The following is a 21,189-nucleotide window of genomic DNA, read 5'->3' as shown; positions in this document are numbered from 1 at the left end:
GCGCCAGTCACATTGCCTTACCGATTGCGACGTCTCAAGGAACCGCGCCGTCAACCGGATCGCCGTCGAGCTTTCCTTCCACGAAAACCCGGCTGCCGCGGATATCTGCCTCTTCTATGGTGATCAGGTCGAGCCTGGTCAATTTTTCGCTCCGCCCGGCGAACAGGCGGTTGGCCTGCCGGAGGCGTGCCCGGTCGAGCGCGTTGCGGATCGATCGAGCGTTGGAAAAGTGCGGCAGCTTCATTCTGAGGGGGATGTATTCCTCCAGCGCCGCAGCCGCACCTTCGCTCAACCGGTAATTCTGGCCGGCCAGCATGATCTCGGCAATCGATTTGAGTTCGGTGGAACTATAGTCAGGAAAATCGAGATGATGGGCAACGCGCGAGCGCATGCCCGGATTGCTGTTGAAGAAGCGGTCCATCTTGTCCTTGTAGCCGGCAAGGATGACGACGAGATCGTCGCGGTTGTTTTCCATGCACTGCAGCAGGATTTCGATGGACTCCTGGCCGTAGTCCCGTTCGTTTTCGGGCTTGTAGAGATAATAGGCCTCGTCGATGAACAACACGCCGCCCATCGCGCGCTTGATCACTTCACGCGTCTTGGGCGCGGTGTGGCCGACATATTGCCCGACAAGGTCGTCGCGGGTGACCGAAACCAGATGTCCTTCGCGCACATAGCCCAGCCGGTGCAGAATCTCTGCCATCCGCAGCGCCACCGTGGTCTTGCCGGTACCGGGATTGCCGGTGAAGTTCATGTGCAAGGTCGGCGTTTCGGCGGAAATGCCGAACTTGCGGCGCAAGCGGTCGACGAGCAGGAGTGCAGCGATCTCGCGAATGCGGGTCTTGACGGGTACCAGCCCGACAAGGTCACGGTCGAGCTTGTCGAACACGTCATCGATGCTCGATGCCTCGAACTCCGCCTGCAGATCGACCGTTTCATCGTCGCCGACGACCGTCTGGCCCAGGCTATTCAGCATGGCGCCCTCCTGTTTGCTGGAAAACCGGCAACGCTGCTCCAGGTCGGAGCAGCGTTGCCGCTGCTGCTACGATCGCTCGCCTTCGGGCCGATCGGTCGCGTAGGGAACGATGGAGTAGCCCTGGCTGCGGCCGTCGCGCTCCTGGCGCAGCAGGCGGAAGCCCGGTTCGTTCGGCGGCCGGTTGACGATGAAGGACATCCGCGGCGCTTCCCAGCCCTTGCTCGAGTCGAATGCGGTGACGCGGATGTACATATTGGGCAGCGCCTTTCGGCAATTGTTGATTTCCATCAGGATTCCGGCGGGGTCCTTCAGGTCGAACATCGGATTGCCGTACATCTCCCAATAGGTATTGCGGGGATGCGGATCGTCGGAATATTCGACACTTACGGCCCAGTGGTTCTTCAGGGCATATTTGATCTGCGCCGAGATCTGCGCGTCGGTCAGGTCGGGCAGGAACGAGAACTGTCCCTGCGTGACCTTGTTTCCGGGGTTGGTCATCATGGCTGTGGTCCTTCCTTAGAAGCTCGGGGTCGCGGTCGGCACGAAATCGGCGGTGTCGGTCGATTCGTAGTTGAAGGTCACGTCCTTCCAGGTCGTCAGCGCAGCCTTCAGCGGCGAGCACCATTTTGCCGCATTTTCGAGGATTTGCGGCCCTTCGCGCAGATAGTCGCGGCCCTCGTTGCGGGCGAGGATCATCGCTTCCAGCGCCACGCGGTTGGCCGTCGCGCCGGCCTGGATGCCGTCGGGATGGCCGATGGTGCCGCCGCCAAACTGCAGCACCACATCCTCGCCGAGGTAATGGATGAGCTGGTGCATCTGTCCGGCATGGATGCCGCCAGAGGCCACCGGCATCACCTTGTTGAGGGAGGCCCATTCCTGGTCGAAGAACAGCCCGGTCTCGAGGTTCTGCGGCGTGCGTTCCTCACGCAAGGTATCGTAGAAGCCCTTGATCATCAGCGGGTCACCTTCGAGCTTGCCGACGACGGTGCCGGCATGGATGTGGTCGACGCCGGCCATGCGCATCCACTTGCAGATGACACGGAAATTCATGCCGTGGTTCTTCTGGCGCGAATAGGTCGAGTTGCCGGCGCGGTGCAGGTGCAGGATCATATCGTTCCTGCGCGCCCACTTCGCCATCGACTGGATCGCGGTGTAGCCGATGACGAGGTCGATCATGATGATTGCCGAGCCGAGGTTCTTGGCGAATTCGGCGCGCTCATACATCTCCTCCATGGTGCCGGCGGTGACGTTGAGATAGTGGCCCTTGACCTCACCGGTCGCGGCCGACGCCTTGTTCACCGCCTCCATGCAGTAGAGGAAGCGGTCGCGCCAATGCATGAAGGGCTGCGAGTTGATGTTTTCGTCGTCCTTGACGAAATCCAGCCCGCCCTTCAGCGCCTCATAGACGACGCGGCCATAGTTGCGGCCGGAGAGGCCAAGCTTGGGCTTGGTCGTAGCGCCAAGCAGCGGCCGGCCGAACTTGTCCAGCCGCTCGCGCTCGACCACGATGCCGGTCGCCGGGCCCTGGAAGGTCTTCAGGTAGGCGACGGGGATGCGCATGTCCTCCAGACGCAAGGCCTTGACCGCCTTGAAGCCGAAGACGTTGCCGATGATCGATGCCGTGAGGTTGGCGATCGAGCCGGGCTCGAACAAATCGAGGTCGTAGGCGATGTAGGCAAAGTACTGCTGCTCGGTCTTGGTGCCGGGTCCGGTGTTGGGCACGGGTTCGGAACGGTAGGCCTTGGCGCGGTAGAGTTCGCAGGCGGTCAGCCGATCGGTCCAAACGACGGTCCAGGTCGCCGTCGAGCTTTCGCCTGCGACCGCGGCGGCTGCCTCCTCGTGGTCGACACCGGGCTGCGGGGTGATGCGGAACATCGCTATCAGGTCGGTGTCCTTGGGCCGGTAGTCCGGCTCCCAGTAACCCATCTGCTTGTAGGGGAGGACACCGGAGCGATAGCGCTCCTTGCCTTCCTTGAGGGTTCCAGTCGTGTTTATGTCCACCTTGTTCATGACAAATCTCCTTCTAGTTGCTTCAGGCTGCCTTGGCAGCCGCGATATGCGGGTCGAGTTTTCCCGCGGCGTAACGTTTGGCCATCTCGTCGAGCGCGATGACCTTGATCTTTGAGGCATTGCCGGCGGTGCCGAAGCGCTCGAACCGGTCCCGGCAGAGATCGCGCATGGCGTCCATCGCCGGTTTCAGGAATTTGCGCGGGTCGAACTCATTCGGGTTTTCGGTGGCGATGCGGCGGAACTGTCCGGTCATCGCCATGCGGCAATCGGTGTCGATGTTGACCTTGCGCACGCCGTGGCGGATGCCGCGCTCGATCTCCTCCACCGGCACGCCGTAGGTCTGGGGCATCTCGCCGCCGAACTTGTTGATGACGTCCTGCAGTTCCTGCGGCACCGAGGAGGAGCCGTGCATGACGAGATGGGTGTTCGGCAGCTTGTGATGGATCTCCTCGATGACCCGCATCGCCAGAATGTCGCCGTCCGGCTTGCGGGTGAACTTGTAGGCGCCGTGCGAGGTGCCGCAGGCTATCGCCAGCGCGTCGACCTTGGTGCGGGCGACGAAATCGACCGCCTGGTCTGGATCGGTCAGCAACTGGTCGTGCGACAGCATGCCTTCCGCGCCGTGACCGTCCTCTGCCTCGCCATGGCCGCTTTCCAGCGAGCCGAGCACGCCAAGTTCGCCTTCCACCGATGCGCCGACCCAATGGGCCATGCGCGAGACGCGCTCGGTGATAGCCACGTTGTATTCATAGCTCGCCGGCGTCTTGGCGTCTGCCTCAAGCGAGCCGTCCATCATTACCGAGGTGAAGCCGTGGCGGATGGCGGTGAGGCAGGTGGCTTCGTTGTTGCCGTGGTCCTGATGCATGCAGACGGGTATCTGCGGATAAATCTCGGCGAGCGCGTCGATCATCTTGGCCAGCATGATGTCGTTGGCATAGGAGCGCGCGCCGCGTGACGCCTGGATGATGACCGGCGCGTCGCAGGCCTTGGCCGCCTCCATGATGGCGAGGCCCTGTTCCATATTGTTGATGTTGAATGCCGGCACGCCGTAGCCATGTTCGGCGGCGTGGTCGAGCAATTGCCTCAGCGTAATGCGCGCCATGGATCAGGCCTCCTCTTTCGTTCTGATGTCTTGCTTGGTGGGTTCGAGCGTGCGGCCGATGGCGACCGCCGTATCGGCCATGCGGTTCGAAAAACCCCATTCGTTGTCGTACCAGGACATGACGCGGACCAGCGTGCCCTCGATGACCTTGGTCTGGTCGAGCGCGAAGGACGACGAGGCCGGGTTGTGGTTGAAGTCGATGGAGACCAATGGCTCGTCGACGACCGAGAGGATGTGCTTCAGACGACCCTTGGTCGCCGCGATCATCGCCGCGTTGACCTCCTCGACGGTGGTCGGGCGCTTCGGCACGAATTTGAAATCGATGACCGAGACATTCGGGGTCGGCACGCGGATCGAGACGCCGTCGAGCTTGCCGTTGAGTTCCGGCAGTACGAGGCCGACAGCCTTGGCCGCGCCCGTCGAGGTCGGGATCTGGGAGAGGGCGGCGGCGCGGCCGCGGTAGAGATCCTTGTGCATCGTATCCAACGTCGGCTGGTCGCCGGTGTAGGAATGGATCGTCGTCATGAAGCCGCGCTCGATGCCGATGGCGTCGTTCAGCACCTTGGCGACCGGCCCGAGGCAGTTGGTGGTGCAGGAGGCGTTGGAAATGACGATGTGATCCTTGGTGATCTTGTCGTCGTTGACGCCGTAGACAACCGTGAGATCGGCACCGTCGGCAGGTGCGGAAACCAGCACGCGCGTGGCGCCGGCGGTTAGATGGGCGGAGGCCTTCTCCTTGGACGTGAAGATGCCGGTGCATTCCAGAGCGATGTCGACACCGAGTTCGGCATGCGGCAGCTCGGCCGGGTTGCGGATGGCCGTGACCTTGATCGGTGGCAGGTCATCGACCTCGATCGTGTCGCCCTTGACCGTGACGGTGCCGGGGAAGCGGCCATGCACGGAGTCGTAGCGCAGCAGATGGGCGTTGGTCTCGACCGGGCCGAGATCGTTCACTGCGACCACCACGATATCGGTCCGTCCGGACTCGATGATGGCGCGCAGGATGTTGCGGCCGATCCGGCCAAATCCGTTGATTGCGACGCGAACTGCCAATTTCCCCTCCCGTTCAGATGATGAGCCGCCGGGCCGCGTCGGCGACCGCTTCAGGCGTGATGTTGAAATGCCGATAGAGATCGGGTGCCGGCGCACTTGCGCCGAAGCCGGTCATGCCGACGAAGGCTCCGTTGTCGCCGATCCAGCGGTCCCAGCCGAGACGGGCAGCAGCTTCGACCGCGACGCGCGGGGCCGAGCCGAGAACCGACTTGCGATAATCCGCGTCCTGTTCCTCGAAGAGTTCCCAGCAAGGCATCGAGACGACGGCAGTGGCGAGCCCATGTTCGGCCTGCAGCTTTTCAGCGGCTGCAACCGCGATCTCGACTTCCGAGCCGGTGGCGATCAGCGTTGCGGCGCGGGGACCGTCTGTCTCGCGCAGCACATAGGCACCGCGCGCCGAGCGGTTCTCGTCGCTATGCGCGTGGCGCAGCATCGGCAGGTTCTGGCGCGACAGCACGAGAACGCTCGGCCGGTCCTTCGACTTCAGCGCAAGTTCCCAGCACTCCGCCGTCTCGATGATATCGGCGGGACGGAAGAGGTTGAGGTTCGGGGTGGCGCGCAGCATTGCCAGATGCTCGACCGGCTGATGCGTCGGGCCGTCTTCGCCGAGCCCGATGGAGTCATGCGTCATGACATAGATGACGCGCTGGCCCATCAGCGCCGAAAGCCGCATCGCGCCGCGTGCATAGTCGGCAAAGCAGAGGAACGTGCCGCCATAGGGCACGAAGCCGCCATGCAAGGCGATGCCGTTCATCGCTGCGGCCATGCCGTGCTCGCGGATGCCGTAGTGGATGTAGCTGCCGGCATAGTCGCTAGGTGCGACGCGGTTCATGCCCTTGGTGATGGTCAGGTTCGAATGGGTCAGGTCGGCGGAGCCGCCGACGGTCAGGTCGGTTGCAGTATTGATCGCGCCCAGCGCCATTTCGGAGGCCTTGCGGGTGGCGACCTTGGTCGCCTTCTCGACATGCTCCTTGCGGAAGGCGTTGAGCGCCTCGAAGACAGCATCAGGCAGCTCGCCGGCGGTGGCTGCCTCGAAGACCTCGCGCTGCGGCGAGCCGGCGAGGCGCTGTTCCCAAATGCGGCGCTTCGCTTGCCCGCGCGAGGCTATCCCACGCCAGGCATCGAGGATGTCTGCCGGCACATCGAACGGGGCAGAGGCCCAGCCGATGTTTTCGCGCGTGGCGGCGATTTCGGCGTCACCCAGCGGCGCGCCGTGGGTCTTTTCGGACCCCTGGAGATTGGGTGCGCCCTTGCCGATCAAGGTCTTGCAGGCGATCAGCGAGGGGCGATCCGACTGGCGGGCATTCTCGATGGCCTCGGCAATTGCTTCGGCATCGTGGCCGTCGATCGACTGGACATGCCAGCCGGCCGCTTCGAACCGTGCGGGCTGGTTCATCGAGGTCGAGAGCGAGGTCGGGCCGTCGATCGAGATGGAATTATCGTCCCAGAAGAGGATCAACCGGTCGAGCATGAGATGACCGGCGAGGTCGATCGCCTCGTGGCTGATGCCTTCCTGCAGGCAGCCGTCGCCGGCAATGACATAGGTGTGGTGGTCGACGAGATCGTCTCCGTGGCGGGCGGCAAGCATGCGTTCGGCCAATGCCATGCCGACGGCGGTGGAGATGCCCTGACCGAGCGGGCCAGTCGTCGTCTCGATGCCGAGTGCGTGGCCATATTCGGGGTGTCCGGCGGTGCGGCTGCCGAGCTGGCGGAAGCTCTGCAACTGCTCGATCGGCATGTCGGCATAGCCAAGCAGGTAATGCAGCGCATATTGCAGCATCGAGCCATGTCCGGCCGACAGTACGAAACGGTCGCGGTCGGGCCAGCTGGGGTTTGATGGATCGATGGCGATGAAGCGGTTGAAAAGCACGGTCGCGACATCGGCCATGCCCATCGGCATGCCGGGGTGGCCGGAATTGGCCTTCTGCACGGCGTCCATCGCCAGCGCGCGGATGGCATTGGCCATGTCACGTTCGGAAACGGCGGTTTCGGGGGCGGTCCCGATGGCGGTCTGGCTCATGACAAGTTCCTCCGGTTCCGTGAGTGGATCTTCACCGGTATCGGTCTCTCGACCGCTGGACAGAGAAGGTCGGTCAGCCCTCGTGCGAGGGTCTCGAGCATGCGTCGAAGCCGAGATGAAATCAGGCGAGGGGGCGTTCTGCGGTTGGCCATCATCGTCTCTCCTCAAGACATCCGGTTCTGGCGTTCGATCAGTTGCAGGATCAGCGGGGTCAGGATTAGCTGCATGGCGAGGTCGAGCTTGTTGCCCGGCACGACGATCGAGTTTGCCCGCGACATGAAACTGTCGTGGATCATCGACAGCAAATAGGGGAAGTCGATGCCTCGCGGCTTCGCGAAGCGGATGACCAGCATCGACTCGTCCGGCGTCGGTATCCAGCGCGCGATGAACGGGTTCGAGGTGTCGACGATCGGCACGCGCTGGAAGTTGATGTCGGTCAGCGTGAATTGCGGCGTGATGTAGCGGATGTAGTCCGGCATACGCCGCAGGATCACGTCCATCACCGCCTCGGCCGAATAGCCGCGCGTGGTGCGGTCGCGGTGGATCTTCTGGATCCATTCGAGATTGATGACCGGCACGACGCCGATCTTGAGGTCGGCGAACTTCGCCAGGTCGACCTTGTCGGTCACCGCGCAGCCATGCAGCCCTTCGTAGAAAAGCAGCTTGCTTGGCTCGAAGTCCCGCCACGGGGTGAAGGTACCGGGAGGCTGGCCGTAGAGCTTGGCTTCCTCGTCGTCATGGACATAGGTGCGGGTCTTGCCGGACCCACGGCGGCCATATTCCTCGAACACCGATTGCAAGGTTTCGAGTTCGTTGGCCTCGGCGTTGAAGTGGGTGAAATTGGGATTTCCCCCCTTTTCCTCCTTGGCGACCTTTTCCTTCATCGCGGTGCGGTCATAGCGATGGAATGCGTCGCCCTCGATGAAGGCGGCGTCGATGTTTTCGCGCCGGAAAATCTGCTCGAAGATGCGCTTGACCGAGGTCGTGCCCGCGCCTGACGAGCCGGTGATTGAAATGATCGGGTGCTTGGCTGACATGCTGAATTCTCCCGATCAGGCGCGAAACAGGCCGCGATTGCCGAACAGTGGCGAGCGTTCGCCGATGCTCGATGGGTCCGTGTGGTAGCGGGTGATGCGCGCCACCTCCTTGGCCGAGCCGAATACGACCGGCACGCGCTGGTGCAGGCTGTTCGGTTCGATCTCGAGGATGCGGCCGATCGTGTCAGTGGCTGCACCGCCTGCCTGTTCGATGAGATAGGCGATCGGATTGGCCTCATAGACGAGGCGCAGCCGGCCTTGTCCGTAGCCGCGGCGCTTGTCGCCGGGGTAGAGGAAGACGCCGCCGCGCATCAGGATGCGGTAGCAGTCGGCGACCAGCGAGGCGATCCAGCGCATATTGAAGTCGCGTTCGCGCGGGCCTTCGCTGCCCTTCAGGCAGTCGTCGACATAGAGCCGAACGGCCTCGTCCCAATGGCGGTAGTTGGCGGCGTTGATGGCGAATTCGTGCGCGCGGGTCGGCACGATGCGGCTTTCATAAGCCTGGACGAAGGTGCCGAGCCGCGTCGACTGCACGAAGACATGCGTGCCGCTGCCCAGCGAAAGCACCAATGCCAGCTGCGGCCCGTATATGAAGAAGCCGGCGCCGATCTGCTTTTCTCCGGGCTGCAAAAAAGTGGCGGCCGGGTTGCCGTCCGGCGCGCCAGTTGCAGGGAGGAGCGAGAAAATCGTGCCGATGGAAACGTTGGTGTCGATGTTGGACGAGCCGTCGAGCGGGTCGATGGCGATGGCAATCGGCGCATCCTTGTTGAGCAGCACCGGCTGCTCCAGCTCTTCAGAAGCGTAGAGGGCGACGGGCGCGTGGCGCATGGCGTCGAGAAAGATGTCGTCGGCGTAGACGTCGAGATCCTTCTGGGCGTCGCCGTCGGCATTGAAGCCGCCGCGCGTTCCGGCGAAGGCCTTGCCGAGCACGCCCTGATTGATGGTGTGGCGGATCTTGACTGCGGCCTGTGCGAGTTGCCGGACCGTCGCGGCAACCGCCGCGCGCAGATCGTCTTGCTCCTTGCCGACATAGGAATTCAGAACCGCATCGAGCGTTGCCACAGTCATTATCGTCTCCTCCGCCTGTTCCGGTTGGAGTGGTCAGGCACAGGGAATGAGAGCAAAGTGTATGCGATAAGTAAAATTTAATAACTTTACCTAGTCAGTAAAAATCTCTTATTATGCTATATGCGCAACCTGACCCTCAAGCAGTTCCGGGCCGTCGAAGCCATCGTCTCTCACGGCAAAATCATCAATGCTGCCAAGGTGTTGGGGCTTTCGCCGCCGGCAGTCACCATCCAGTTGCGGCAAATAGAGGAAGAGCTTGGTCTCCAGCTCTTCGATCGCACCAATGAGGGTATGCGTCCGACTGCCGCAGGTCTGGCCTTCGTCGACACGGCTCAGGCAATCGAGGAACGCATGCGCCTGCTGGCGGACCAGATCGACGCGATAAAGGGCGTGCGCACCGGCAGCCTCAGGCTCGGCGTGGTTTCGACGGCCAAGTATTTCGCGCCGCGGATGATGGCGGCCTTCATGAAGGACTATCCCGATATCGATATGCGGCTTGCCATCGGCAACCGTGCAGAGACTATCGCCCGCCTGAAGAACCATGAGGTCGATATCGCGCTGATGGGACGGCCGGCGAAGGACGTGCCGGTGCGGGCCTCGGCCTTCGGCGATCATCCGCTGGTGATCATCGCGGCCCCGGAGCATCCGCTGGCGAAGGCGCGCGACATTTCCAAGGAGCGCATCGCGCGCGAAAACTTCCTGATCCGCGAGCCGGGTTCCGGCACGCGCATTTCACTGGAGATTTTCCTGAGTGAACTGCCCGGCCGGCTCGACGATCTCGGCATCGAGATGGATTCCAACGAGACGATCAAGCAGGCGGTGATGGCGGGGCTCGGCATCGCCTTCATTTCCGCGCACACCATCGCCTTCGAGGTGGAGGCCGGTCGGCTGGTCATTCTCGATGTCGCCGGCATGCCGATCCGGCGGCAATGGTTCGCTGTCATGCGCACCGATCACGCGATCTCGCCGGCGATGGCGACCTTCCACGATTTCCTGATGCGCAAGGGCGCGATGTATCTGCCGCTGTTCGGAAAGCTCTATCCCGACCCGGAAGTGAAGCGCGGCTGAGCTAAATCACTTCTTGGGAAGGGTTTCCGCGACCGTTTTCGCTAACTGATACAGCCGCTGCTCGATAAGCGTCGGCACCTCGCAGACATAGGTCAGCGACTGCACGCGTTCTTCGAACACCCGCGTCTGCCAGGTCAGCTGGTCGGTGCGCTTCGTCACCTCGTTCTGGTCGGCGTCGGGCTTGTTGCGCAATGCATCGACGTCGGAAGACTCTTTCCGCAACGCGGTCGCCATTTCCAGCTGCTTGTGCGCATAGCGGGCGATGCCGGAAATGACATGCGAGCGCTCGGCGTTCATGTGGTCGAAAAGTCCCTGAACCAGCATGGTCAATTGCGGCTCCAGCTTTTCCGCCGGCAAGGTGGCGGCAAAATCCTTGATCTCCTTCTGCGCGTCCGGAAGCGGCAGGCGTCGGGCCGCCAGTTCTTCGACACGTTCGGAGATATCGGCGTTATTTGACCAGTCCTTCGCCGCCTCGGGCAGGTCCGGTCCGTTCCATATCTGGCCAAGCGAGAGTTCGGGCACCTTGCGCTGGATGCAGGGCCAGTCGGGATCGTTGTTGGCGGCAGCAAGCGCTGAACTGGAAAAGCCGGCAGCCAGCAGAATGGCTGTAAGGCCGAAAACAGGTCCGGTTCGTCTCATCAGGCATTTCCTCCCGTATCCTGTTTGCGGTTCATGAGACCGCGCGATGGGTCGTAGGCGATGATCGCTCCGCCAAGGAACAGCAGCGTGCATCCGACCACGACCGCAAGCGATGTCCAGTCGATCTGGCCATAGAAGGCAAAGCGCACCAGTTCGACGGCATAGGTGAAGGGGTTGGCGAGGCAGATCTTGTAGAGCAGGGGGCTCGATTCCTGGATGCGCCACAGCGGATAGAGCGCCGGCGAGGCGAAATAGGCCGGGAAGATCACGAAATTCATGATGCCGGCGAAGTTTTCGAGCTGCCTTATCATCGAAGACAGCAGCATGCCGAGCGCGCACAGCATCAGCCCGGACAGGAACAGCGCCGGCAGCACCATGACATAGCCGATCGGCGGGGCCTTCACGCCCCAGAACCAGGCGATAACCAGAAACGCATAGACCTGGGCGATCGAGACAGCGACGCCGGCAAGCAGCTTCGACACCAGCAGGAACCAGCGCGGGAAGGGGCTTACCAGCAGCGTGCGCATGTTGCCCATCTCGCGGTCGTAGACCATCGACAGCGATGACTGCATGCCGCTGAACAGCAGGATCATGCCGCACAGGCCAGGCGTGATGTAGACCTCGTAGAGCACATAGGTCTTGTAGGGCGGGATGATCGAGACGCCGAGCACTTGGCGGAATCCCGCCGCGAAGATGAAAAGCCACAGCAGTGGGCGGACCAGCGACGAGATGAAGCGCTCGCGCTGGTGGATGAAGCGCAGGCCCTCGCGCAGCAGGATACCCTTCAGGCAGATGAGATAATTGACCAGCCTGTAGGGTTTCGAGCGCACGGGCACGATGCCCGCGCCGGTCGCATTTGCGGGCAGGGTCGTGCTCATGTCTGCGCCCCCGTTGCTTTGCGCGCATCGAGCCCGCTCAGTTGCGAAAACGCCTCGCGGATCGTCTGCTTACCGGTCGATTTCACCACATCGGCGACACTGCCTTTGGCGACAAGGTTGCCCTCGCGCAGGACCACGACATGGTCGTTGTCATCAACCTCGTCGATGAGATGGGTGGCCCACAACACGCCAATGCCTTCGGTCACCACGAGCCGTCTTATGGTGGCAAGAATGCTGGCGCGCGACTGGATGTCGAGGCCGACGGTGGCCTCGTCCAGCAGCAGCAGGGAAGGGCGATGCAGCAGTGCGCGTGCGATCTCGACGCGCCGCATCTGGCCGCCGGAAAGGCTGCGGGCCTTGTCATGCAGGCGGTCGCTCAATTCGACGGATGCCAGCAGCGCATCGATGCGCTGGCGGGCATCGCGCGTACCGATGCCGTGAAGCGAGGCGTGGTAGGACAGGTTTTGGTAAACGCTGAGATCGAGGTCCAGCGTGCGCGCCTGGAAAACGATGCCGAGCCGCCGCAATGCCTCGCCCGAGGCGCGGTCGATGTCGTGACCGAAGATGCGGATGGCGCCGTTGCGTGTGTTGTAGAGGTGGCTGATGAGCGAGAACAGCGTCGTCTTGCCGGCGCCGTTCAAACCGAGCAGGACAGTGAAGCTCGCCGGCGCGATGAAGAAAGAGACGTCGGACAGAGCGCGTTTCGAGCCATAGGAATAGCTGAGCGCGGCGACGTCGAGAGCCGCCACGCTGCCATGTCCATTGGTCTTCACGTGCTGCAAGCCGGATTTCTCCTTCCCTGCCTCACAGGATAGCCCGCAAGTCTGTCACGCTCCATCGGACTATTTGATGGTAATCGTGCCTTTCAGGCCCTTGTCGGCGAGATCGGGCACGGACCATGTGTAGATGCCGGGCCGAACCGTGGTGAACTGCACCTGGATGGTGCCGTCGGCGTCATATTCCAGCCAAGCCGGCGCACCGTTCATATGAACTTCGAGATCGTTGATGACGATCTGGTTCATCCAGACATTGCGGAACAGGTCGGTCACGAACTTGTATTCAAGCCCGCCAGCAGCCGAAATCTTCCAGCGGTAACCCTGGCCGGCGATCAGTTCGAAATCCTTCTGGTTGGCGGTGAACTGGTCCTCCTTGGTGCCGAGGATCAGTTCGGGCACATCCTTGCTGGCGCGCGTCACCTGCTCCTTTTCGCCGCTCGCCGGCTCTGTGGTGGTGGCAGCAGCAGCCGGCTGCTCGTCATCATCGTCGTCGGCGTCCTGCGCCCAGCCATGCGACGCCGACAGTGCCGCTCCCATCAGTGCCGCGAAAGCGATCGTGCGGTATTTCCTCATTAACGTCTCCTCCTTTTGTTGCCTGCGTAAATTCTGTGCCGCTCAGTTCGGCGACACGACCACCCCCCATGGCAGCGCCCCGACGGTAACCGACTGGGTCGGCTCGTCGGTGGCGACATCGATGAAGGTGATGTCGTTGGATATGCCGTTGGTGCTGATGATCGTCTTCTGGTCGGGCGTGAAGGCGAGCTGCCAGACACGCTGGCCGACCAGCACATATTTCTCGACCTCGTAGGTCTCGGCGTTGACCACCGCCACCCGGTTGGCCGGCCCGAGCGCGACATAGGCCTTCTTGCCGTCGGCGGTGATGCGGATGCCTACCGGCTGGATCGATTCGGCGCGCAGGCCGGGAATTTCGAAGGTGATCTTGTGCGTCACCTCGCGGCTGGCATTGTCGATGATGGAGACCGTGCCGCCGATCTCGGCGCTGACCCAGACCTCCGAGCCATCCGGCTTGAACTCGGCAAAGCGCGGGCGCGAATCGACCAGCACGTTGTTGACGATCTCATGGCTTTCGGTGTCGATGAAATGGGCCATGTTGGTCGTTTCCGACGTGTTGACCATGACCTTGCCGTCGGGGCTGATGCCCATGCCTTCCGGCTCGACGCCGACCGGCACTTCGGCCAGCACCTTCTTGGTGGCGACGTCGATGACGGTGACGAGGTTGTCGTCCTCATTGGCGACGTAGAGCTTCTTGCCGTCTGGAGACAAAACGAACAGTTCCGGGTCGGGACCGGACGGCAGCGTGTCGACGATCTCGAGCGTTGCCGTGTCGATGACCTCGATCGTGTCGTCGTCGCTGGCGCAGAGATAGACGAACTTGCCGTCATGCGAGATGGTGATGCCACGCGGGCGCTGGCCGACATTGACGGTCTTGACCACTTCCATCGTCGTCGAATCGACGACGCTCATGGTGTTGTCCTTCTCGTTGGAGACATAGACCATATAGGCCCAGGCCGGCGAGGCCGCGCAACCTGCGGCCAGCGTCGCGGCCAGCAATGCCAATCGTCTTCCCATTCAGAACTCCTCCCGACTTGCAGTTTATTCTATTTAAAGTGGCATTTGGTCTCCGGCTGGTCGACCCCGAGCGTGTCGAGTTCGGAAACCTGATGCAGGAAACCCTCCTGCGGCGATGTGGTGACGACAGAGCGCCCGTCGCCGAGGAAAATCGGCTGGCGCAGCTGCCAGTTCCATTTGCGGAAGGTCAGCTTCTGGCCCTTGAAGGCGGCGATGGAAAAATCGTCGGCGCGGATGAAGGCCTCGATCTTGGCCGGGTCCGCACCTTGCGTGCGCGTGGCGGCATCGCCGAGAATGCGCGCTGCCGTCCATGCCGCCATATCCTTGGACAGCATGCGCCGGCCGGCGTATTTGGCAAAGCGGTTCTGGATCTGCGAGCCGCCCCATTGCTCGCTGGCCGGATGCCAGCCGGAAGGGATCAGGCCCGCAGTGCCGGCGACAGGGCGCGGTATCCATGTGCGAAATGGAACATAGGTGCCGAACACCTCACTCTCGTCGGCCACCAGCAGCACATCATGGTCGGGCAGATCCTGGGTGAAGACCGGCATCTGCCGCTGGATCTGCACGACGCCAGAATCCGTCCGGCGCGCCGTGCCGGTATCCTTGAATTCCTTTTCCGCGACGATCTGGCCGCCGAAACGCGTTGCAGCGCGGCGAAGCGCCTCGGCAAAGAGCTTGTCCTTCTCGTGCGAGCCATAGATCAGCGCCCATTTGGGCCATTGCTTCCAGATAAGGTACTGCGCCAGCCCGTCGGCCAGCATGGTTCGGGTGGGTGCCGTGTGGAAGACGTTGACGCGGCATTCTTCTTCTCGAAGGATGTCGTCGGTTGACCCGACATTAAAGATCAAAACACCGTGATCGCGCGCAATATCGGCGATCGACAGCAATTGCTGGGCCGAAATATCGGCAAGCAGATAGCGATCGCCCTTGGCGACCATCTCGTTGAAGACGGCAACGACATCGGCATCCGGCTTCACCTCGGTGACGTCGAGGACGAATTTCTGGCCGAGAAAGGAGCCGGTCGTGTTGTTGTCATTGAGCGCCACATTTGCGCCGGCGACACCTTCGTCGCGTGGCGCAATGTCGAGAACCGAAAGCGCAAGCTGCGGCTCATAGGCGCGCAGATAGCCGATCTTGATCTCGATAAGCTGCTTTTCGGGCTTTGCAGCCTGAGCCTTCGGTGCAGGTGCGACCTCCTGAGAGGTGGCTGGGCCAGCGTTGACGCTTGCCAAAAAAAGGGCGATGAAGACTGCGAGAGTGTTAGGCACCATACTCTTCATAGATACTCGTTCTTCTTGCATAAGCCGTCGCCCGATCTAAACCGGGAGATGCAGAAATACGGTGCCGCGATGAGCTTAACCCACGAGAAAAATTTATCAAACCCCGTAAGTCTACTTTTTCGGGCAGCTTTCGATGTTTGCCCAATCTCCGGTTTTGGCAAGGTGGCCAATAGAACAAGAAGCGGCGATTTGCGGCTCGTGCCCTGCATGGATTATCGCTATCGTGACATGCCGGTTTCGCGCCTTGAGGACCTGACCAAATGACAAAAATGCTGGCGAGCGTAAACGGGGTCGACGAGGCGGAGATCGCCCTCACGGGCGGTGCCGATATCATCGACCTGAAGGATCCAAAGGCCGGAGCGCTAGGGGCGGTCACCATCGAGATCGTCCGCCAGACCGTTGCGACCGTTGCGGGGCGACGGCCCGTCAGCGCGGTGTGCGGCGACCTGCCGATGGTGCCGGAAACGATCCGCGCCAAGGCCGAGGAAATCGCAGACGCCGGCGTCGATTATGTCAAGATCGGCTTCTTCCCATCCGGCGATGCTGCGGCTTGCGCAGAGGCGCTGGCACCGCTGGCCAAGCGGACGAAACTGATCGCGGTCTTGTTTGCCGATCTCAAGCTGGATCTGGACCTTTTGCCGGTGCTGGCGAAGAACGGTTTTCACGGCGCGATGATCGATACGGCCGACAAGGCGGGCGGACGATTGCTCGACCACATGCCGCCGGAACGTATTCCGGGCTTCGTCAATCGCTGCAGGGAAGCGGGTTTGATCAACGGGCTGGCAGGGTCGCTGGAAACGCCCGACATCCCCCGCCTGCTGCCTTCCGGACCGGATTTCCTCGGCTTTCGCGGCGCGCTCTGCGATCAGTCGCAGCGTACAGCGTCCATCGATATCGAGGCCGTGAGGCAGATACGCGAACTCATTCCCGAGGAACGGCCGGCCGGCAACGCGTCGAGCGTCGACTATCGTCTGCTGGCGGCGCGCGGCTATTCGCCGGGTGCGGCCGATCCGACGCTTGGAACCGACAAGATATTCGTGCGCGATTTCGTCGTGCCGGTGCAGATCGGCGCTTACAGCTTCGAGCACGGGCATACGCAGAAGGTGTGCTTCAACGTGACTGCCGACGTGCTGCGGGTGACCAATGCGCCGGAAGACATGCGCCACGTCTTTTCCTACGACATCATCATGGACGGCATCCGCACCATCGTCGCGCGCGGCCATGTGCAGTTGAGCGAGGCGCTGGCCGAGCAGGTCGCGGCGCTGGTGCTCGAAGACCCGCGCGTGATGCGCGTCGTCGTGCGGGTTGAGAAGCTGGAACTCGGACCCGGCGGCGTCGGTGTCGAGATCGAGCGCAAGCGCGCCAAGGAACAGACATCGTCATTGCACCCGCCGGCTCCTTCCCATGGCGGCGGCTTGCACGGGCGGGACAAGAAGGGCGCCTCTTCATGAAGCGCACTGTCGTCAAGCTTGGCGGCAGCACGGCCTATCATGCCGAAATGCGGGAATGGATTTTTGCCCTGGCAATAGCGGACTTACCGTTGGTCGTCGTGCCGGGCGGCGGACCGTTTGCCGATCAGGTTCGCGACGCGCAGAAGCAGATGCGTTTTTCCGACCAGGCCGCCCATTTCATGGCGATCCTTGCCATGGACCAGATGGGGCTGGCGATCGTCGAGATGCACGACCGGCTGGTGCCGACACGTACCTTCGAAGAAATAGATGCGGCGCTGGAGCGGAGGGAAATTCCGGTCTGGTTGCCTTCGCAGGTATGCTTTTCGGCGACCGAGATTCCGCAATCCTGGGACATGACTTCGGATTCGCTCGCGGCATGGCTTGCCGGAAAAATGGGTGCGGAGGCGCTGCTGTTGATCAAGCAAACCAATGCCTTCGATGAGAATTCTCAGCTTTTGAATCTGGTTGCCAACGGCATCGTCGATCCCTTGCTGCCGGCGATGCTGAAACTGGGAACGGATTTTTTCGTCGGCGGGCCTGATGCACTAGCAGCCGCCAGGGAGCGTTTTGCTGCAGGCGCGATGCCCGGTGTGAGGATTGGCGCTGAAAGATCCTTGGCCAGGGGAGCCGCATAGCCATGGCCAAGCTGCATACGCCGCGCTGGGCCTGGGTGCTGACCGGTTCCGGCCATTTCTTCACCGAGAGTTTTGCGCTGATCCACGAGTTGGAGCATTGCGATATCTTCGTCACCAAGGCGGCCAACGAAGTGCTGCGCATGTACAAGCTGAAGCTCGATTTCCCCGACACGATGCGCGTTCTGCACGACAAGACGTCGAGCTCCGTGCCGGTCGGCGGCTTCTATCACGGCGTCTACCACACCGTGGTGATCGCGCCGGCCACCTCCAACACCGTTGCCAAATGCGTGCTCGGCATTTCCGACACCATCGCCACCAACGTCTTTGCGCAGGCCGGAAAGTGCCGTGTGCCGGCGATCGTCTTTGCCTGCGATACCGCACCGGAGCTTGAAACGATGGCGCCGGATGGCATGGTCAAGGTCTATCCGCGGCCGGTCGATCTCGAACATACCGAGCGGCTGAAAAGCTTCGAACGCACCAAGGTGGTGGAGTCGCTGGCCGATCTTCAGGCGGCGGTGGCCGCGCGCCGGGCCGAACTCGAACGCCATGGCTGAGCGGCTCGTTTTCCTCACCGGCCATCTCGCGCGATCGCGGCTGGAAAAGCTGCTGGCCGGTCTGGGCGATACGGAATTCGAGTGGGAGATCGTCGATATCGGGGTGAAGGTCGCCGCCCTGATGACCGAGGAAATCATCAAGCGGCGGCTGACACTGCCCGAAGGCGCCGGACGCGTCATTCTACCGGGGCGCTATCGCGGTGAGCTTGAACGTCTGTCGGCGCATTTCAACGTGCCGTTCCTGCGCGGTCCCGATGAAATCGCCGACCTGCCGGCCTTTCTCGGGCGCGCCGGCGAACCGCCTGACCTGTCGCGCCACGACATGCGCATCTTTGCCGAGATCGTCGATGCGCCGATGCTGTCGGTTGCCGGGTTGCTGGCGCGCGCAAATGTCCTTCGAACGGCGGGCGCGGATGTCATCGACATTGGCTGCCTCCCTGAAACGCCCTTTCCGTTGCTGGGCGAGGCGGTGCGCGCGCTGAAGGCCGAAGGGTTTGCGGTTAGCGTCGACTCGGCCAGCCTCGATGAGCTGAAAATCGGTGCGCAGGCTGGGGCGGATTACCTGCTCAGCCTCACCGAGCACACCCTGCCGCTGGTGCTCGATTTTCCTGTGACGCCGGTGCTGATCCCCTCAGTGCCTGGCGACCTGGATTCGCTCGGGCGCGCCATCGAGGCTGCGCAGAAAGCGGGAATTGCTTTCATTGCCGATCCTGTGCTCGATCCGATCCATTTCGGTTTTGCTCAGTCCATCGGCCGGTTCATCGAAACACGCCGGCGCTGGCCGGAAATCGAGTTGCTGATGGGCACCGGCAATCTCACCGAACTGACCGACGCCGACAGCTCGGGCGTGACGGCGCTGCTTGCTGGACTGTGTTCGGAGCTTTCGGTGCGCAATGTGCTGACTGTCCATGTCAGCCCGCATACGGTGCGGACAGTGGAGGAACACGACGTCGCCCGCCGCATTCTGTTTGCCGCGCGCAACGATGGCGCGCTGCCGCGAAGCTATCATGCCGGCCTGCTGCAGGTGCACGACCGCAAACCCTATGCGGCGACCATCGAGGACATAGAGGCCCTTGCCGGTTCGGTGCGCGACGCCAATTTCCGCATCATGACGGCGCAGGACGGCATCCATATCTTCAACAACAAGGGCCATGCGGTCGCCACCGATGCTTTTGAACTGTTTTCCGGTCTGGGCGTTGAGAAGGACGGCGCTCATGCGTTTTATCTCGGCGCCGAACTGATGAAGGCTGAAATCGCCTGGCGCCTTGGCAAGCGCTATGCGCAGGACGAACCGCTGGCCTGGGGCGTGGCAGCTCCCGCGCCGGAAACCGATCGCACCCGCCTTGCCGAGGCGGGCCACACGCTGCGGGCGAAGAAAGAGGGTTCGTGATGCCTTACATTCGCGAGACGATCATCACCACGGCCGACAAAAGCGGCAATGTCCACATTGCGCCTATCGGTATCATCGCAGAGAAAGACGGCTGGATCATCGCGCCGTTTCGGCCTTCGACCACGCTCGACAATCTGGCGCAGGTCCCCTTTGCCATCGCCAACTACACGGACGATGCCCGCATCTTCGCCGGTTGCCTGACTGGCCGGAAGGACTGGCCGACGGTTGTCGTGAAAGGCTATGCCGTTCCGCGCCTCAAAGCCGCGCTGGCGCATTCGGTGCTCGAAGTCGTTCGCGTCGATGACGACGGTCTGCGCCCGCGCCATTTCTGCCGCGTCGCCTCGGAAGAAACCCACGCGCCGTTCACCGGTTTCAACCGCGCAAAGGCGGCGGTGCTGGAATTGGCGATCCTGGTCAGCCGCCTCGGCATGTTGCCGCGTGACAAGATCGAGGCCGAAATCGCCTATCTGACGATCTCCATCGACAAGACTGCCGGCCCCGAGGAAAGGGAAGCCTGGGGCTGGCTGATGGAGCGCGTGGCCAGCCATTTCGCCGATACCGATGCCAAGGGCGAGGATGTGCAGGTAAAATCGGCCGTATAAGCGGCGATCAGCCCTTCCTCGGCAAATCGCAGGCCAGAATAGCAAGCGCTGCGGCGGGTGCTGCGCTGCTTGCCTCGCTGCGGCTTTCCTCTGTCGCTGGGATCAGATCGGCGAAATCGATGAAGCGGCGCTGCAGGCGATCTGCCAGCCGCTTCAACTGCCGGCGTCCAATACCGGCGCCGACCAGCGGTGCGTCTGGCTTGGCCGCGAGCTTTCCCGCCACTCGAAAAGCAGCGTCGTGAACCGTGCGAAGCTGCTGTTCACTGAACCAGCCAGCGAGTTCGCGCCATTCCGGCGCGGTCAGGTCGGACGTATCGCGCCCGACCATCCGGGCAATGCGCGCGATTGAACCGTCCACCGTCTTTGCCTGGCCATCGGCGGCAGACTGCTTGTCATCGGCTTCATCGAGCACGCCGAGAATGCGATGCGCATCGGCGATGGATGCGAAATATTCGTTCATCAGCGGCGTCATCCGGCCGCGCACCGGGGCGCTGGAAGCCACGCCGATCAGGGCGCTGCGGGTGAAGCCCGTATAGACCAGTTCGCCGGCGAGCAGCCTTTCCGCATCGGTGTAACCGTCATTGGCAACGACACCACCTTGCGTGACGATGATGTCGGTGGTGGTCGAGCCCATGTCGACGAACAGTGCATCGCCGGTGAGCTTTGCTACGAGGGCAGCGCTCGCATGCCAGTTGGCCGAAGCGACGTCCATGGCAAGCGCTACTGCGCGGTCAGGGCTAACGAAGCCGGAGCGGCCGGCGTAGATATGTGCTTCGCCGGGGAAATGTTCGGAGATCATCTGGAGCAGCGTTGCAATGCCGGCCTCGCGCGACGGGAAGATGTCGGAGAGTTCGCCGGTCATGGTGAAGGCGTTGAGGCTGCTTCCCGAAAAGAGCGGCAACGCCTCGCGGATTGCCGTGGTGAGGCGATCGAGGCCGAGCCAGATCGGTGTCGCCAGCGTCAGCGCCTCGACAATGCGGCCGTCTTGCGCGCGCGCGACTTTCAGATGCGCGCCGCCGATGTCGCAGCCGACAGTGATGTTCTTTTCTTTTGTCACGCT

The 21,189-nt window shown here is 62.3% G+C and carries 21 protein-coding genes; 6 read left to right on the top strand and 15 right to left on the bottom strand.

Annotated features, from left to right (window positions below):
• Positions 1 to 34: 34 nt before the first annotated feature.
• From cbbX to G6N74_RS09500, 8 genes are all read right to left on the bottom strand, one after another.
• Positions 35 to 976 carry a CbbX protein gene (gene cbbX, locus G6N74_RS09535; RefSeq protein WP_165116620.1) on the bottom strand — a complete coding sequence of 314 codons (942 nt, stop codon included), beginning with the start codon at positions 974 to 976 and terminating at the stop codon, positions 35 to 37.
• Between the two features lie 66 nt (positions 977 to 1,042).
• Positions 1,043 to 1,477, bottom strand: a complete 435-nt coding sequence (locus G6N74_RS09530) for a ribulose bisphosphate carboxylase small subunit (protein ID WP_091917632.1) — start codon at positions 1,475 to 1,477, stop codon at positions 1,043 to 1,045.
• 15 nt (positions 1,478 to 1,492) lie between these two features.
• Entirely contained in the window at positions 1,493 to 2,986 is a 1,494-nt protein-coding gene (locus G6N74_RS09525; protein ID WP_205826583.1) for a ribulose-bisphosphate carboxylase large subunit, read from the bottom strand.
• 22 nt (positions 2,987 to 3,008) lie between these two features.
• A complete protein-coding gene (gene fba, locus G6N74_RS09520) occupies positions 3,009 to 4,088 on the bottom strand; it encodes a class II fructose-bisphosphate aldolase (RefSeq protein ID WP_165116618.1) in 1,080 nt (359 codons plus the stop codon).
• A 3-nt stretch (positions 4,089 to 4,091) separates the two neighbouring features.
• Positions 4,092 to 5,141 (bottom strand): type I glyceraldehyde-3-phosphate dehydrogenase, encoded by a 1,050-nt coding sequence (gene gap, locus G6N74_RS09515; protein WP_165116616.1) that lies wholly within the window; start codon positions 5,139 to 5,141, stop codon positions 4,092 to 4,094.
• 13 nt (positions 5,142 to 5,154) lie between these two features.
• A complete protein-coding gene (gene tkt, locus G6N74_RS09510) occupies positions 5,155 to 7,161 on the bottom strand; it encodes a transketolase (RefSeq protein ID WP_165116614.1) in 2,007 nt (668 codons plus the stop codon).
• Positions 7,162 to 7,325: 164 nt separating this feature from the next.
• Positions 7,326 to 8,198, bottom strand: coding sequence for a phosphoribulokinase (locus G6N74_RS09505; protein WP_165116612.1), 873 nt, complete (start codon positions 8,196 to 8,198; stop codon positions 7,326 to 7,328).
• A gap of 15 nt (positions 8,199 to 8,213) precedes the next feature.
• Positions 8,214 to 9,266: a class 1 fructose-bisphosphatase gene (locus tag G6N74_RS09500; protein ID WP_165116610.1), complete on the bottom strand. Its 1,053-nt coding sequence runs from the start codon at positions 9,264 to 9,266 to the stop codon at positions 8,214 to 8,216.
• 120 nt (positions 9,267 to 9,386) lie between these two features.
• On the opposite strand from G6N74_RS09500, the gene G6N74_RS09495 reads away from it, so the two are divergent.
• Positions 9,387 to 10,334 carry a LysR family transcriptional regulator gene (locus G6N74_RS09495; protein ID WP_165116608.1) on the top strand — a complete coding sequence of 316 codons (948 nt, stop codon included), beginning with the start codon at positions 9,387 to 9,389 and terminating at the stop codon, positions 10,332 to 10,334.
• Positions 10,335 to 10,340: 6 nt separating this feature from the next.
• Here the strand turns inward: G6N74_RS09495 and G6N74_RS09490 are convergent, their stop codons facing one another.
• The 6 genes from G6N74_RS09490 to pedA1 are packed head-to-tail and all read right to left on the bottom strand — an operon-like array spanning position 10,341 to position 15,488.
• Entirely contained in the window at positions 10,341 to 10,973 is a 633-nt protein-coding gene (locus G6N74_RS09490) for a hypothetical protein (RefSeq protein ID WP_165116606.1), read from the bottom strand.
• Positions 10,973 to 11,851 (bottom strand): lanthanide ABC transporter permease protein PedC, encoded by an 879-nt coding sequence (gene pedC, locus G6N74_RS09485; RefSeq protein ID WP_246245688.1) that lies wholly within the window; start codon positions 11,849 to 11,851, stop codon positions 10,973 to 10,975. Before pedC ends, G6N74_RS09490 begins: the two co-directional genes overlap by 1 nt.
• Positions 11,848 to 12,633 (bottom strand): lanthanide ABC transporter ATP-binding protein PedB/LutE, encoded by a 786-nt coding sequence (gene pedB, locus G6N74_RS09480; protein WP_165116604.1) that lies wholly within the window; start codon positions 12,631 to 12,633, stop codon positions 11,848 to 11,850. Before pedB ends, pedC begins: the two co-directional genes overlap by 4 nt.
• Positions 12,634 to 12,693: 60 nt before the next feature.
• On the bottom strand, positions 12,694 to 13,200 hold the full coding sequence (locus tag G6N74_RS09475) for a cupredoxin domain-containing protein (protein WP_165116602.1): 507 nt from the start codon (positions 13,198 to 13,200) through the stop codon (positions 12,694 to 12,696).
• Between the two features lie 42 nt (positions 13,201 to 13,242).
• Positions 13,243 to 14,217 (bottom strand): YVTN family beta-propeller repeat protein, encoded by a 975-nt coding sequence (locus G6N74_RS09470; protein ID WP_165116600.1) that lies wholly within the window; start codon positions 14,215 to 14,217, stop codon positions 13,243 to 13,245.
• A gap of 29 nt (positions 14,218 to 14,246) precedes the next feature.
• Positions 14,247 to 15,488 carry a lanthanide ABC transporter ABC transporter substrate-binding protein PedA1 gene (pedA1, locus tag G6N74_RS09465; RefSeq protein ID WP_246245687.1) on the bottom strand — a complete coding sequence of 414 codons (1,242 nt, stop codon included), beginning with the start codon at positions 15,486 to 15,488 and terminating at the stop codon, positions 14,247 to 14,249.
• 269 nt (positions 15,489 to 15,757) lie between these two features.
• Between pedA1 and G6N74_RS09460 the strand changes: the two genes are divergently transcribed.
• From G6N74_RS09460 to G6N74_RS09440, 5 genes are read left to right on the top strand one after another with little or no spacing between them, the layout of a single operon-like run.
• Positions 15,758 to 16,948 (top strand): (5-formylfuran-3-yl)methyl phosphate synthase, encoded by a 1,191-nt coding sequence (locus tag G6N74_RS09460; RefSeq protein WP_165116596.1) that lies wholly within the window; start codon positions 15,758 to 15,760, stop codon positions 16,946 to 16,948.
• Complete coding sequence (locus tag G6N74_RS09455; protein WP_165116594.1) at positions 16,945 to 17,583, top strand: amino acid kinase family protein; 639 nt, start codon at positions 16,945 to 16,947, stop codon at positions 17,581 to 17,583. The genes G6N74_RS09460 and G6N74_RS09455 overlap by 4 nt, the downstream gene beginning before the upstream one ends.
• A gap of 2 nt (positions 17,584 to 17,585) precedes the next feature.
• Positions 17,586 to 18,137: a flavoprotein gene (locus G6N74_RS09450; protein WP_091913351.1), complete on the top strand. Its 552-nt coding sequence runs from the start codon at positions 17,586 to 17,588 to the stop codon at positions 18,135 to 18,137.
• Entirely contained in the window at positions 18,130 to 19,527 is a 1,398-nt protein-coding gene (locus tag G6N74_RS09445) for a DUF6513 domain-containing protein (protein WP_165116592.1), read from the top strand. The genes G6N74_RS09450 and G6N74_RS09445 overlap by 8 nt, the downstream gene beginning before the upstream one ends.
• The gene (locus G6N74_RS09440) at positions 19,527 to 20,129 is read left to right on the top strand and encodes a DUF447 domain-containing protein (protein WP_165116590.1); all 603 of its coding nucleotides are present in this window, start codon (positions 19,527 to 19,529) and stop codon (positions 20,127 to 20,129) included. Before G6N74_RS09445 ends, G6N74_RS09440 begins: the two co-directional genes overlap by 1 nt.
• 7 nt (positions 20,130 to 20,136) lie before the next feature.
• On the opposite strand, the gene G6N74_RS09435 is transcribed toward G6N74_RS09440, so the two are convergent.
• Entirely contained in the window at positions 20,137 to 21,186 is a 1,050-nt protein-coding gene (locus G6N74_RS09435) for a hydantoinase/oxoprolinase family protein (RefSeq protein WP_165116589.1), read from the bottom strand.
• Between the last annotated feature and the right edge of the window lie 3 nt (positions 21,187 to 21,189).

The organism is Mesorhizobium zhangyense (assembly GCF_011045115.1).
GTDB lineage: Bacteria > Pseudomonadota > Alphaproteobacteria > Rhizobiales > Rhizobiaceae > Mesorhizobium_M > Mesorhizobium_M zhangyense.
This window is presented reverse-complemented; position numbering and strand designations above follow the sequence as displayed.